The sequence below is a fragment of the Aquabacterium sp. genome (genome assembly GCF_034003525.1).
Classification (GTDB): domain Bacteria; phylum Pseudomonadota; class Gammaproteobacteria; order Burkholderiales; family Burkholderiaceae_C; genus Aquabacterium.
In genome coordinates, this window is the sequence record NZ_JAVEYN010000018.1 from 54,087 (window position 1) to 67,561 (window position 13,475).

At 66.0% G+C, this 13,475-nt stretch carries 11 protein-coding genes; 7 read left to right on the forward strand and 4 right to left on the reverse strand.

The features are described from left to right. Positions 1–32: 32 nt before the first annotated feature. Entirely contained in the window at positions 33–2,768 is a 2,736-nt protein-coding gene (locus RBT42_RS11540) for a diguanylate cyclase (RefSeq protein ID WP_320365225.1), read from the reverse strand. Positions 2,769–2,913: 145 nt separating this feature from the next. Between RBT42_RS11540 and RBT42_RS11545 the strand changes: the two genes are divergently transcribed. Together RBT42_RS11545 and RBT42_RS11550 are read left to right on the forward strand one after the other, a co-directional pair. After that, positions 2,914–3,795 carry an EamA family transporter gene (locus tag RBT42_RS11545; protein WP_320365227.1) on the forward strand — a complete coding sequence of 294 codons (882 nt, stop codon included), beginning with the start codon at positions 2,914–2,916 and terminating at the stop codon, positions 3,793–3,795. Positions 3,796–3,973: 178 nt separating this feature from the next. Then, positions 3,974–5,113, forward strand: a complete 1,140-nt coding sequence (locus tag RBT42_RS11550) for an HD-GYP domain-containing protein (protein WP_320365229.1) — start codon at positions 3,974–3,976, stop codon at positions 5,111–5,113. Positions 5,114–5,152: 39 nt separating this feature from the next. Here RBT42_RS11550 and RBT42_RS11555 read toward each other — a convergent pair whose 3' ends face one another. Beyond that, the gene (locus tag RBT42_RS11555) at positions 5,153–5,479 is read right to left on the reverse strand and encodes a multidrug efflux SMR transporter (RefSeq protein WP_320365231.1); all 327 of its coding nucleotides are present in this window, start codon (positions 5,477–5,479) and stop codon (positions 5,153–5,155) included. Between the two features lie 204 nt (positions 5,480–5,683). On the opposite strand from RBT42_RS11555, the gene RBT42_RS11560 reads away from it, so the two are divergent. The 3 genes from RBT42_RS11560 (at position 5,684) to RBT42_RS11570 (ending at position 9,971) form a co-directional block, all read left to right on the forward strand. Further along, positions 5,684–6,895 carry a GGDEF domain-containing protein gene (locus RBT42_RS11560; RefSeq protein WP_320365232.1) on the forward strand — a complete coding sequence of 404 codons (1,212 nt, stop codon included), beginning with the start codon at positions 5,684–5,686 and terminating at the stop codon, positions 6,893–6,895. A 30-nt stretch (positions 6,896–6,925) separates the two neighbouring features. Next, the gene (locus RBT42_RS11565; protein ID WP_320365234.1) at positions 6,926–9,424 is read left to right on the forward strand and encodes an ATP-binding protein; all 2,499 of its coding nucleotides are present in this window, start codon (positions 6,926–6,928) and stop codon (positions 9,422–9,424) included. Between the two features lie 313 nt (positions 9,425–9,737). Beyond that, positions 9,738–9,971, forward strand: coding sequence for a DUF1289 domain-containing protein (locus RBT42_RS11570; protein ID WP_320365236.1), 234 nt, complete (start codon positions 9,738–9,740; stop codon positions 9,969–9,971). On the opposite strand, the gene RBT42_RS11575 is transcribed toward RBT42_RS11570, so the two are convergent. Then, positions 9,958–11,163 (reverse strand): urate hydroxylase PuuD, encoded by a 1,206-nt coding sequence (locus RBT42_RS11575; RefSeq protein ID WP_320365278.1) that lies wholly within the window; start codon positions 11,161–11,163, stop codon positions 9,958–9,960. The two genes, RBT42_RS11570 and RBT42_RS11575, sit on opposite strands and share 14 nt — an antisense overlap. 29 nt (positions 11,164–11,192) lie before the next feature. Further along, positions 11,193–11,609, reverse strand: coding sequence for a hydroxyisourate hydrolase (gene uraH / locus RBT42_RS11580; protein WP_320365238.1), 417 nt, complete (start codon positions 11,607–11,609; stop codon positions 11,193–11,195). A gap of 110 nt (positions 11,610–11,719) precedes the next feature. Here uraH and RBT42_RS11585 point away from each other — a divergent pair, with 110 nt between their 5' ends. Both RBT42_RS11585 and puuE read left to right on the forward strand, forming a co-directional pair. After that, positions 11,720–12,517, forward strand: a complete 798-nt coding sequence (locus RBT42_RS11585) for a GntR family transcriptional regulator (protein ID WP_320365240.1) — start codon at positions 11,720–11,722, stop codon at positions 12,515–12,517. 16 nt (positions 12,518–12,533) lie between these two features. Beyond that, entirely contained in the window at positions 12,534–13,472 is a 939-nt protein-coding gene (puuE, locus tag RBT42_RS11590) for an allantoinase PuuE (protein WP_320365242.1), read from the forward strand. Positions 13,473–13,475 lie beyond the last annotated feature (3 nt).

The following is a 13,475-nucleotide window of genomic DNA, read 5'->3' on the forward strand; positions in this document are numbered from 1 at the left end:
CCTGCCGCAACGCGGCGCAACACTGCTCAGGCTCAGGCGCCGATCTCGCCGTCGTTCTCCGCGTCGGCCAGATTGGTCTGGTTGCGGCCGCCGTGCTTGGCCCGGTACAGGGCCGCATCGGCACGGCTGATCAGCGTCTGCGCGTCATCGCCCAAGCGCGGTTGTGCCACCGCCACCCCCAGGCTCACGGTCACCACCTCGTGGGCACTGCCCAGGTGGGGAATGGCCAGCGCCTCGATGGCATGGCGCACACGCTCGGCCAGGTGCACGGCTCCGGCCCCGTCGTCTTCGGCCACCAAAATGACAAACTCCTCGCCGCCATAGCGCGCGGGTTGATCCCCGGCGCGACGGCACTGTTCGGTCAGCACCCGCGCGATGCTGCGCAGGCAGTCATCGCCCGCCAAGTGTCCGTAGCGGTCGTTGAACAACTTGAAGTGGTCCACGTCCAGCATGATCAGGGCCAGGGCCTGCCCCGAGCGCATCGCCCGCGCCCACTCCTGCGCCAGCATCTCGTCGAAACGGCGGCGATTGGCCACCCCGGTCAGGCCATCGGTGTGCGACAGCTTGGACAGCACCCGGTTGGCCTCCTCCAGCTCGGCCGTGCGCTCGGCCACCTGCCGGGTCAGCTCCTCGGTGTGGTCGCGGATCTGCCCCGCCATCTGCCCCAGGGCGTGCGACAGGGTCTGCACCTCGGCAATGGCGCTGCCGGTGTTGTGCGGGTTCGACCAGTCGCCCTGCCCCAGGCGTGCCGCCCACTGGCTCAGGTTCACCAAGGGGCGCGCCAGGCGTTCACTGAGCACCCAGGCGGCCAGCATGCCGCCCGCCATGAGCATCATGGCCACCAGCAGCACATTGCCCAGCACGCCCTCGCTGGGCGCCGCAAAGCGGCTCTGCGGCAGCACCACCCCCATGATCAGACTCGGTCCATCGGGCAACTGGTAGGTCCGCCAGTCAATCAGGTGGCGCTCGCCATCGAGCTCGCGGAAGGTGCGCCCTCGTGCCTGGCCCTGCTCGCGGATGGCACGGCCAGCCGCCTGGATCAAGGGGTGGTCGCTGGCCTGGGCCGCCACCCGCTCGACCCCGCGGTCGGTGAGCCGATACACCGGCTCATGGGTGGATGCGGCCAGCAGCTTGCCGTCGCTTTCCGCCAGAAACGCCACCCCACCCAAGTCCCGGGTGATGCCCGACAGCAAGACCTGCAACTGCGACAGGGCCACGTCAGCGGTCACCACGCCGATGAAGCGTTGCTGCGGGTCCAACAGCGGTGCGGACATGCCGATCCCCATGGCATCGTAGGCGCCCGCCTCGTCGTTGATGGCGTAGCGGTAGGCCGGGTACCAGCTCGGGCCCTGGGCCGCCACGGCCGCCTTGAACCAGGGCCGGGTGCGCGTGTCAAAGTGGAGATTGCCTCGCGACAGCACCTCGCCGCGACGGTGGGCATCGTCCACGCTGTAGATGTGGATCACCCGCTGCTGGTCGAGGCGCGCCTCCAGCAGTCGCAAGCCCTTGTCGCGGCCCACGGGCGGCCGACTGGCCGACAGATATTCTCCCTGCGCCGTCCCCACAGACAGGAAGGTCAGCAAGGGTTGCTGGCGGATCTGCAGCAGGAAGTTGCGGCTCACCGCCGTGGTGTCGCTCAGGTTCAAGGCGCCCGAGCGGAACTGCTCGGCGTTGAAGCTCAATACCCGGCTGGGCACCTCGAAAAACTGCACGACCTGGTCGTACACGCGGGCACCGACTTCACTGGCCAGATCCTCCTGGAAACGCTCGGCGGTGCTGACAGCGGTGCGGTAGGCAAACCAGCCCTGCACCACCACGGCGGGCAAGACCATGAACAACAGCGCGCCCACGATGGTGAACTGCATGCCCACGCTGCGCTGATCGCGCTGCGGTGTGGGGGTCGCCAACTCAGCCCGTGTGCGCAGCATGCGCCCCAGGTACACCGTGAGCCAGGCCAGGCACACCGACACCAGCACCCCGCCGATGCGCACCGACCACGCAGGCCAGGCCTGCGCCAGCACCTGAGGTTTGGGTCGCGCGGCAATCCGCCACTGGCCGTGCGACAGCGGCACCGACACGCTCAAGCTGTCGGGATGCAGCAGGCGGGCATCGCCCAGCACCATCTGCCCGCCTGTCGCCGCGCCGGCTTCGAACGCGATCGCATAATCGAACAACCCTTGCTCCGGGCCCAGCCCAGCCTCGGACAGCAGGCCATCCAGGTCCACCGCCACCGACACCAGGCCCAGCAAGGCGCCGGGCCGACCGCCCTCAGGAGCTGCAAACATCGGCACACGGCTGATCATGCCCAGCCGCTCACTTTGCACCAGGCGCACCGGCCCTGTGAGCACCCCCTGGCGGGCCTCGATGGCCAGCCGCACCCCGGCCATCTGAGCGGGTCGCAGGCGGTAATCAAGTCCGAGCACCGCCTGGTTGGCACGCGTGGGGTAGACATGGGCCACCACCGTGCCCCGGGAGACCGTCAGGTTGACAATGTGCGGATGCCGGGAGCGCGTCTCGGCGGCCAGCCGCTGCCATGCGGCCTCATGCAGAGGCGAATGGGTGACCACGCGGGCCGCGAGCTCCTTGCTCAACTGCAGCACGTCGGCCAGCGCCAGCGTCAAGCGCTGGCTGGCCGCTTCCAGCTGGGCGCTGCTTTGGCGCAGCAAAACCTGCTCGGCACGATGCTGACCGTACAGATCCACCCCCAGGGTGACCGCCAGCCCGAGCACGAAAACCAGCAGGGCTTGAACAACAGGATGGCGCGCCATGAGCAGGGGAAAGAGGGGCCCCGATCAGGGCAAGGTCATGCAGTTCACAGTGTAAGCAGGTTCGGCGCCCGCGCCTGTCATCTTTGTCACGGTCGCGCGCCTCACGACGTGAGGGCGAGCATGAGGGCGATATAGTCAGCGCCCCATGCCGCAGCTTCTCATCGTCACCGCCCTGTGGGCCTTCTCGTTCAGCCTGATCGGCCAATACCTGGCCGGCCAGGTCGACAGCGACTTTGCCGTGCTCGTGCGCGTCGGCATTGCCGCCCTGATCTTTGCCCCCTTCACGCTCTGGCGTGGCCTGCCGCGTGCGCTGCTGGGTGGCTTCTGGCTGGCCGGCGCGCTGCAGTTCGGCGTCACCTACCTGTGCCTGTACCGCAGCTTCGAGGTGCTGAGCGTGCCCGAAGTGCTGCTGTTCACGGTGCTCACCCCCATCTACGTCACCATGATCGACGATGCCCTGGCGCGTCGCTTCAACCTGTGGGCGCTCGTGGCGGCGGCGGTCGCCGTGGGTGGGGGGATCATCATCCGCTTCCAGCCTCTCACCGGCGACTACCTGTGGGGCTTTGTGCTGCTACAGATCGCCAACTTCACCTTTGCCGCCGGCCAGGTGCTGTGCCGTCACCTGCTGGCCCATTACCCCACGCCGCAGCCGCTCTACCGCTTCTTCGGCCACTTTTTCCTGGGCGCGCTGGTGCTGGCGGTGCCCGCCTGGCTGTGGTGGGGCGATGCCGGCAAACTGCCCCACACCCTGCTGCAATGGAGCGTGCTGGGCTGGATGGGGGTGTTCGCCACCGCCCTGGGCATGTACTGGTGGGTACTGGGCAGCACCCGGGTCGACGCCGGCACGCTGGCCATCATGAACGAGCTGCATGTGCCCGCGGGCCTGCTGGTCAACGTGCTCATCTGGAACCGCGAGGCCGACCTGCCCCGTCTGGTGGCCGGCGGCACCGTGATCCTGGCCTCGCTGTGGCTCAACCGCTGGGGCCAACGAACCCGCCTGTTGACCGCAGACCGGCCAGCCACCTGATGCCCATTTTTTGAGCAGACCAGGCCCACCCCCAGGGGCGAATCGATTCATACAAGTGTTTCGCACAAGGTTGTCCACAGCTTCCGGGGACAACTCGCCCCCGCCCATCACCGATGACTGGGCTGGGGTTTTCGGAAACCGGTATAAGCTCCACCGTTCTCCTGATTTTCCCTGATCCATGTACCACGCGTCCCTGGCGGTCATCGCCAACTCCGGCACCCTGACGGAGCGTCTGTCCGCCCTGCACACCCGCCTGCTGGAAACCGTCCCCATTGTGGACCGCATCGCCTGCGCGCTCTACGAGGCCAAGGACGATCAGCTCAAGACCTTCATCAACAGCACACGCACTGGCCAGGCCCTCGTAGGCTATGAGGCCTCGCTGTCCAACAGTCACGCCCTCAGCCAACTCGCCCAGAGTGGCGACTTCCGCGTGCTCGACGACATCGCCTCGGCCATCCAGGCCGACACGGCCCACAGCCAGTGGCTCAAGGCCCAGGGCTACCAATCGTCGTTCACCGTGCCGCTGTTCGACCATGGCAAGCTGCTCGGTTTTGTCTTCTTCGACTCGTGTCAGCGGGCGGCCTTCACCTCCGAAGTGCAGCGTGACCTGGTGCTCTACACCAGCCTGATCAGCATGATGATCGCCAGCGAGATGGCCACCATCCGTGCCGTGATCGAGTCGACCAAGCTGGCCCGGGAACTCACCGAGTTGCGTGACTTCGAAACCGGCGCCCACCTCGACCGCATGGCGCGTTACTCGCGCCTGATCGCACGCGCCATTGCACCCCAGCGTGGCCTCAACGACGAGTTCGTTGAGGGCGTGTACCTGTTTGCCCCGATGCACGACATCGGCAAGATCGGCATCCCTGACCGCATCCTGCTCAAGCCCGGCCGCCTCGACCCCGAAGAGCGCGCCATCATGGACACCCATGTGGCCAAGGGCGTCGAGATCATCGAACGCATCATCGGCAAGGAGGGTGACCGCCACTTTCCGGAAAGCGATCTGCTGCGCAACATCGTGCAGCATCACCACGAGATGCTCGACGGCTCAGGCTACCCGCAAGGGCTGCGGGGCGACGCCATCCCGGTGGAAGCCCGCATCGTGACCGTGGCGGACATCTTCGATGCGCTGACGGCGCTGCGCCCCTACAAAAAGGAATGGTCGCTGGACGAGGCCTTTGCCGAACTGCAGCATCTGGTCGAGCAAGGCAAACTGGATGCGGCGTGTGTGGATGCGCTGGTGACACAGCGGGACGCCGTGGCCGACATCCACACGCGCTACACCGACAAGCAACCCGACCACGCAAATCAGGGCTGATGCGCCCTCAGCGTCCCGCTGACCTGAACTGAACGGTCATCAAGCCAGTTTCAGGCAGACCACCCCGGCGACGATCAGACCCAGGCCCAGCCAGCGCAGCAGCAGGCTGGGATCGCCAAAGAAGAACACCCCCACCAGGAAGGTGCCGGCCGCGCCGATGCCGGTCCACACCGCATAGGCCGAGCCCATGGGGATGCCTTTGAGCGCCAGCCACAGAAACAGGCCGCTCAGGCCCATGCAGACCACGGCGATCAACAGTCCCCACAGCTTCATCGAGGGGGTGGAGGCCAGCTTCAGGCCCAGGGGCCAGCCGATCTCGAACAAACCGGCCACGACCAGGTACAACCAATGTGCGCTGCTGCTCATGTTCCAATCTTCACAACATTCTGGTACAAATACTGTTTCGCCGCTGCACAGGCCGCCTTCTCTCGCAGGTGAGGCGCTGGCCAGAGTGCTTTCCGGTGTTTGACGCCCGGCACTCTAGCACCTCGTGGCGCCGTGCCCCCCTTTGCCCGCTTCGACACCCGTCGGGGCGTTCCGGTCTTCTCCGCCTCCACACCGCCTCGCGACATGCCCCCCCTGAACGATTGGCAACCCGCACAGATTGGCCTGGCGATGGCTTTTCTCCAGGAGTTGGTGATCGCGCTGGGCTGGCTGACCACGGGCTGGTTGCTCAAAGACGTGCGCCGACCGGCCTGGCATTGGGCCGGCTTTTCCTTGCTCAGCGGCGGCTCCTTCCTGAACTTTGTCTTCAGCGCCCACGCCCAGCTGGAGCCGGTGCGCCTGCTGGGCAACACCTTGTTCATGGCTGCGCTGCTGCTGCAAGCACGTGGGTTGCTGCTGTTCACCCGCCAGCCCTTGCAAGACCGCCCGTCCATCGCGGCCATGTTGCTGCTGACGTCGGCGCTGTGGCTGTGGCCCAACCACGCCGATGCGCCCTGGCGAGTGGCCACCATCTCCACCTTGTCGTGCCTGTGCGGCCTGTGGATCACGCGGATCATCTTCCGATTCATGCGCCATGAGATCGCGCACAGCCGCTGGATGCTCATGTTCACCCTGCCCAGCCTGCTGGGAGCGGCGGTGCTGGGCCACCGCGCCATCATGGCCTTGCTCGAACCCGAGCGCCTGATCCAGGCCAGCATCGCCGGCACCTCGATCAGCCTGACCACGGCCATGCTGTGGGTGCTGCTGTCGCTGAGCCTGGAGCTGACGCTGTTCGGACTGGTCATCTTCAAGTTGGGTGGGCAGTTGCGCCGCGCCGCACGCCACGACCGCCTGACGGGCCTGCTCAACCGCCATGCCATGGACGATGTGCTGACCCAGGAGCGACAGCGGTCCCGACGCATGGGCACCCCGTTCTCGGCCCTGATGATCGACATCGACCATTTCAAGCAGGTCAACGACAAGCTGGGCCATGCCGCGGGTGACCACACCTTGCGCACAGTCGCCCAACACCTGCGCCAGCACCTGCGCGCCACCGATGTGGTGGCCCGCTGGGGCGGCGAGGAATTCCCGGTGCTGCTGCCCGCCACCCACCGCACCGAGGCCTGCCATCTGGCCGAAAAGTTGTGTGACGGTGTCCGCCACCTGCCCATTCCCTGGGGTGGCGAGGACCTGAACTGCACCGTCAGCATCGGCGTGGCGCAATGGCGCACCGCCGGCGACACCACAGATGCCCTGATCGCCCGAGCCGACCAGGCCCTGTACTGCGCCAAACACGGAGGGCGCAACCAGATGTGCGTCGAGCCCACCTTGGTGCAAACTGGTCACATCGCTGCTTAGCCGCTGCCCCGCGCAGCGCGCCCACCTGCCATGACCTCGGTGATCGACCTGCCCGCCCTGCCTGCCGCACAACTGCACCACACCTGCGACCCGCATCAGTTCGATTTCCAGACCACCGCCGAGCTGGAAGACCTGGGCGACCTCATCGGCCAGATGCGTGCCATGGAAGCGGTGCAGTTCGGCACCGGCATGCGCCACGAGGGCTACAACATCTATGTGCAAGGCCCCTCGGGCATGGGCAAGCGCAGCATGGTGCGCCAGTTGCTGGCCCGCAAAACGCCCACCGAGGCCGACCCACCGGAGTGGTGCTATCTGCACAACTTCAAGCAGCCCCACAAGCCCCAGGCCCTGAGCCTGCCACCCGGCCGGGGTGCCGACTTGCGCGACCAGATGGCCAAGCTGGTGGACTACCTGCGCAGCGCCATCCCGGGCCTGTTCGAGAGCGACGAGTACCGGGCCAAGGCCGAGGCCATCCAGCACGCCTTCAGCCAGCGTGAAGAAGCCGCACTCAAAGCCCTGGGCGACGAGGCCGAAAGCCAACAGATCTTCCTGCTGCGTACCCCGAGCGGCTTCACCTTCGTCCCCACCCGCGAGGGCGAGGTCGTGCCGCCCGACGAGTTCAACAAACTGCCCGACGATGAGAAGCAACGCATTGCCACCGCCATCAGCGGACTGCAGGACAAGCTCGGCAAGATCCTGGAGATGCTGCCGCGCTGGCGCAAGGAGCGCGCCGAACAGCTCAAGCAGCTCAACCAGGACAACACGCTGCTGACCGTCAAGCATGCCCTGGACGATGTCCGCACCCACTTCGCCGATGTGCCCGCCGTGCTGGCCTATCTGGACGCCGTGCAGCAGGACATGGTCGAGCATGTCGATGACTTCAAGAACCCCGACGAGACCACGCAGCTCGGCGGCGGGCTGGCCTTCGTCACGCACGAGAGCTTCCACCGTTACCAGGTGAACGTGCTGGTCACCCAGAAAGCGGGCGCGGGCGCTCCCGTGGTCACCGAAGACAACCCGACCTACGGCAACCTGATCGGCCGCATCGAGCACCTGCAACAGTTCGGTGCCCTGGTCACCGATTTCACGCTGATCCAGGCCGGTGCCCTGCACCGCGCCAACGGCGGCTACCTGCTGCTGGACGTGCGCAAGCTGCTGATGCAGCCCTTCGCCTGGGAAAGCCTCAAGCGCGCCATCCAGTCACGCGAGATCCGGCTGGAGTCGCTGGCGCAGATGTACAGCCTGGTGAGCACCGTCTCGCTGGAGCCCGAACCCATCCCGCTGCACGTCAAGGTCATCCTGTTTGGCGACCGGCTGTTTTACTACCTGCTGCAGGCGTACGACCCGGACTTTGGCGAGCTGTTCAAGGTGTCGGCCGATTTCGAAGACCGCATCGAGCGCAACCCCGATACGCACATGCTGTATGCGCGCATGGTGGCCACCCTCACCCGCAAGGACAAGCTGCTGCCCTTTGACCGCGGCGCCGTGGCCCGCGTGATTGACTTCAGCGCCCGCATGGTGGAGGACGCCCAGCGCCTGAGCACCCACATCCGCCGCGTGGCCGATCTGATGCGCGAGGCCGATTACTGGGCCCGCCAGTCAGGCCATGGCACGGTGGCCGCCGCCCATGTGCAGCAGGCCATGGACGCCCAGATCCGCCGCCACGATCGCGTGCGCTCGGAGCTGAACGAGGCCATCTTGCGCGGCATCATCCTCATCGACACGCAGGGGGCCGTGCAGGGGCAGGTCAACGGCCTGTCGGTGCTCGACCTGGGCGATGCCGCCTTTGGTCAGCCCAGCCGCATCACGGCCATCACGCGCCTGGGCGAAGGCGAGGTGCTCAACATCGAGCGCGAGGTCAAGCTCTCGGGCGCACTGCACTCCAAGGGCGTGCTGATCCTGTCATCCTTCCTGGGGGGGCGTTACGCCCGCAACCAGCCGCTGTCACTGTCGGCCAGCCTGGTGTTCGAGCAGTCCTATGGCCACATCGACGGCGACAGCGCCTCGCTGGCCGAGACCTGCGCCCTGCTGTCAGACCTGGCCCAGGCGCCGATCCGGCAATCGCTGGCGGTCACCGGCTCGATCAACCAGCTGGGGCAGGTGCAGGCGATTGGCGGCGTCAATGAAAAGATCGAAGGGTTTTTTGACATCTGCGCCGCGCGCGGCTTGACGGGCGAGCAAGGGGTGCTGATCCCGGCGTCCAATGTGCAGCATTTGATGCTGCGCCACGATGTGGTGGACGCCGTGGCCGCCGGGCGTTTCCACGTCTGGGCGGTGGAGAGCGTGGACCAGGCCATTGCCTTGCTGACCGGAATCCCGGCCGGTGAGCCGGACGCGCAAGGCGAGTACCCGGCGGACAGCCTCAACCAGCGGGTGATGGCGCGCCTCAAGGAGCTGACCGAGCTGTGGGAAGAGACAGAGGAAGCCGAGGACGGCGGGACGGGCGAGGGGCCGCATCACAAGGCCAAGGCCAAAGGCTCAGCCCATCACGAGGGCCGTGAAGGCCCCGAGGACGCAGGCCAGGCCTGACTTATCCCCGCATCCTGTGGACAACCTTGTTGGCAAGCTTGGGGTTTGAGGGTTCGCCCCAGGGAAGAAGCTTGGAATGCCTCAAAATAAGGCACGAGCGTGACAATCTACGCTTTTCGGACATCTGCGCGGCTGGGCCGAGTGTCACAGCCACGATACATGTGTGTAACATGCTGTCATCTCCTTTGGGAGATCCGGCTTTCCTCCCTGAGTCGGTGTGCAGTGTGATCTCAATCCCTGTACATTCGCCCGCTCGTCTCCAGATGGGCGGGCTTTTCTTTTTTGTTTTTGTGTGACACACCCGCAAGCCACCGTGCCTTCGAACCCTCCCGCGCCTCACGATGATCCCCCCAGCCCCTGCCAGAAGCAATGCAAGGTGCTTGAACTGCCACTGGATGGCTGTGATGTCCTCACCCGGCTGTGCGGCGGCTGCGGGCGCACGATCGACGACATCCGCGCCTGGAAAACCATGAGCCCGCAAGCCAAGCGGGTGTCGATTCAGGCGGCGGCAGCTCGCCGTCAATGGCTCAGCGTCACAGGGACGTGAACCAGCGCGCCAGCACGGCGCGCTCGGCGTCGGTGATCTGCGTGGCGTTGTTCAGCGGCATGGCTTTGAGCACCACCGCCTGTTGATACACGGCCTGCGCGTGCTGGGTCAGGGCCTCGGGACTGTCCAGGCGCACCCCCTTGCTGGCGAGTTGGGCGTTGTGACACATCAGGCACCGCTCCTGCACGACCATCTGCACCTGGGCCAGGCGCTGAGCGGGTGTCTCGGTCGGAACCGGTGACGTCGCTACTGATGAGGTCGCAGGCGACGGTGCCAGCCACACCGCCACGCCCAGCAAGATGCTCACGCTGGCAATCGCCCAGCCCCAGGGTGCACGCTGGCCGGCCATTTCCGTCTTGTGGCGTGCCACGAAAAACTGGCGGATCAGGGCCCCGGCCAGCATGATCAGCGCCAGCACCAGCCAGTTGTGGGCGTGGCTGTAGGCCCAGCCATAGTGATTGCTCAACATCGCAAACAGCACCGGCAGCGTGAAGTAGGTGTTGTGCACGCTGCGCTGCTTGCCGCGCTGGCCATGTACCGGGTCCACCGGCTGGCCCGCCTGCATGGCGGCCACCACCTTGCGCTGCCCCGGAATGATCCAGAAGAACACATTGGCGCTCATGGCCGTGGCCACCATGGCCCCCACCAGCAAGAAGGCGGCACGCCCGGCAAACAGCTGGCAAGCCAGCCAGCTGGCACCCACGATCACGACGGCAACCAAGGCGCCCAACAAGCGCTCACTGCCCGGGCGTCGGCCTACGGTGCGACAGAGCACGTCGTAGATCAGCCAGAAGCCCACCAGAAAGCCCACCGCCGTGTGCGCCGCCGCCACCGGCGACCAGTCAAAGCGGCTCTTGTCGATCAGGAAGGTGCCAGCGTTGAACAGGTACATCACCGTGAACAAGGCAAAGCCCGTGAGCCAGGTGGAGTAACTCTCCCAATAGAACCAGTGCAGGTGCTTGGGCAGCGCCTTCGGGGCGCCCAGATACTTCTGCGGGTTGTAGAAACCGCCACCGTGCACGGCCCACAGCTCGCCACTCACGCCCTGCTCTTTCAGCTTGGGGTCGGTGGGCGGGGTCAGGTGGTTGTCCAGCCAGACAAAGTAGAACGAGGCACCGGCCCATGCGATCGCCACGATCACATGCGTCCAGCGCAGCAGCAGGTTGACCCAATCGAGGGCGTAGGTCAGCAAGGGACTGGCTTCGAGCATGTCGGTCTCTTTCAGCTGCCGCGGTAGGTGGAATAGGCCCAGGGGCTGACCAGCAAGGGCACGTGGTAGTGGGCTTGTGCATCAGCCAGACCAAACTCCAACGGTACCTGACTCAGGAAAGCCGGCGTGGGCAAGGCCACGCCCTTGGCACGGAAATAGCGTTCCACCTCGAACACCAGGCGGTACACGCCCGGACGCAAGTCCGCGCCGGCCAGCATGGGGCCGTCCACCCGGCCATCGGCATTGGTCACCACCTCGCGCAGCAAACGCCAGGTGGGGCTGCCTGTACCGCCTGAGGCGTCGTCGCGCACAAACAAGGCGATGGCCATGCCAGCGGCAGGCGCGCCGTGCACGGTGTCGAGCACATGGGTGGTCAGGCGTCCGCCGGAGGGCGTCGTGTGGGGGTCAGGCGTGGTGAGCAAGGTCATGATGGAGCAACGATGAGACCATGTGCAACAACGATGGCAAGTGAGAGGATGCCAAGTGCGGCATCGACATCTTGCACAGCATTTGCAAAACTGTATACACTTTAACCATGATGAGTGATGCACGCAAGCCACCTGATGCACCTGTCGTGCCAACACGCCGTGCGCCCAAGCAGCGCAAGGTCGATGTGGACGCCATCCCGACCGATGTGGTTGCGGACACGGCCGAGCCCCTGGACACCGACACCTCCAGCACCGAGCAGATCGTGCTGTCGGTGACGCGCGCCATCGTCGAGCACCGCTTGCAGCCCGGCACCAAGCTGGTCGAACAAAAACTGGGGGACCGCTTCGGGGTGTCGCGCACCATCGTGAGGCAGGCGCTGTACCGCCTGTCCGAGTTGAAGCTGGTCAAGCTCGAACCCGCGCGCGGGGCCTTCGTCGCCGCCCCCTCCATCCAGGAAGCGCGCGAGGTGTTCGCCGTGCGCCGCATGGTCGAGTCCCAGATGCTGCACGAACTGATCGCCCGCATCACCGACGCCGACCTGCGTGAACTGCACGCCCACATCCAGGCCGAGCGCGAGGCCGTGCAACGCATCGACGTGCCCACGCGCACCAAGCTGCTGTTCGACTTCCACGTCAAGCTCGCACACGTCCTGGGCAACCAGGTGCTGACCGACCTGATGCAGGAGTTGGTGTCGCGCTGCTCGCTGATCTCGCTGATGTACCAATCGGCCGACGATGCCGAAACCTCGAACGCCGAACACGTGGACATCCTCCAGGCCATCGAAGCCCGCGATGCCGACCGTGCCGTGCAGCTGCTGCACGAGCACCTGGCCACCGTGGAGCGCCAACTGACCGAGCACCCGCGCACAGCAGCCTCCCCCGTGCGGGCCAAACCCACACCGACCTGACGCCATGAACCCGGCCATGACCGACGCCCCCTACCCCCGCGACCTGATCGGCTACGGCCGCACGCCGCCCCACGCGCAGTGGCCGAACGGCGCCCGCATTGCCGTGCAGTTCGTGCTCAACTACGAAGAAGGCGGCGAGAACTCCGTGCTGCATGGCGACGCCGGCAGCGAACAGTTCCTCAGCGAAATGGCCAACCCACCCGCCTTCGCCGACCGGCACCTGAGCATGGAGTCGATTTACGAATACGGCTCGCGCGCGGGCGTTTGGCGCATCCTGCGCGAGTTTGAAAAGCGCGGCTGGCCGCTGACGGTGTTCGGCGTGAGCATGGCCCTGCAACGCCACCCTGAACTGACCCGCGCCTTCATCGAGCTGGGCCACGAAATCGCCTGCCATGGTTGGCGCTGGATCCATTACCAGCAGATCGACGAGGCCACCGAGCGCGAGCACATGCGCATCGGCATGCAGATCATTGAAGAGCTCACCGGCCAGCGCCCCCTGGGTTGGTACACCGGCCGCGACAGCCCCAACACGCGCCGTCTGGTGGCCGACGATGGCGGCTTCGTGTACGACAGCGACTACTACGGCGACGACCTGCCGTTCTGGACCACCGTGCAACGCACCGACGGCCAGACCGTGCCCCACCTCATCGTGCCCTACACGCTGGACGTCAACGACATGCGCTTTGCGCTGCCCCAAGGCTATGCCCAGGGCGAAGACTTCTTCACCTACCTGAAAGACACCTTCGACCTGCTCTATGCCGAAGGCGACCCCGAGGGTGACAACGCCCCCAAGATGATGAGCGTGGGCATGCACTGCCGCCTGCTCGGCCGCCCCGGGCGCTTCCGCGCCTTCCAACGCTTCCTGGACCACGTGGCCCGCCACGAACACGTCTGGGTGTGCCGCCGCATCGACATCGCCCGGCACTGGCAAGCCGTTCACCCCTACCAAGCCTGACAC

What these genes read in the sequence shown, in the direction of transcription:
- RBT42_RS11540 (WP_320365225.1), bottom strand. Translation starts at nt 2,768, where the DNA reads ATGGCGCGCCATCCTGTTGTTCAAGCCCTGCTGGTTTTCGTGCTCGGG.
- RBT42_RS11545 (WP_320365227.1), top strand. Translation starts at nt 2,914, where the DNA reads ATGCCGCAGCTTCTCATCGTCACCGCCCTGTGGGCCTTCTCGTTCAGC.
- RBT42_RS11550 (WP_320365229.1), top strand. Translation starts at nt 3,974, where the DNA reads ATGTACCACGCGTCCCTGGCGGTCATCGCCAACTCCGGCACCCTGACG.
- RBT42_RS11555 (WP_320365231.1), bottom strand. Translation starts at nt 5,479, where the DNA reads ATGAGCAGCAGCGCACATTGGTTGTACCTGGTCGTGGCCGGTTTGTTC.
- RBT42_RS11560 (WP_320365232.1), top strand. Translation starts at nt 5,684, where the DNA reads ATGCCCCCCCTGAACGATTGGCAACCCGCACAGATTGGCCTGGCGATG.
- RBT42_RS11565 (WP_320365234.1), top strand. Translation starts at nt 6,926, where the DNA reads ATGACCTCGGTGATCGACCTGCCCGCCCTGCCTGCCGCACAACTGCAC.
- uraH (WP_320365238.1), bottom strand. Translation starts at nt 11,609, where the DNA reads ATGACCTTGCTCACCACGCCTGACCCCCACACGACGCCCTCCGGCGGA.
- RBT42_RS11585 (WP_320365240.1), top strand. Translation starts at nt 11,720, where the DNA reads ATGAGTGATGCACGCAAGCCACCTGATGCACCTGTCGTGCCAACACGC.
- puuE (WP_320365242.1), top strand. Translation starts at nt 12,534, where the DNA reads ATGACCGACGCCCCCTACCCCCGCGACCTGATCGGCTACGGCCGCACG.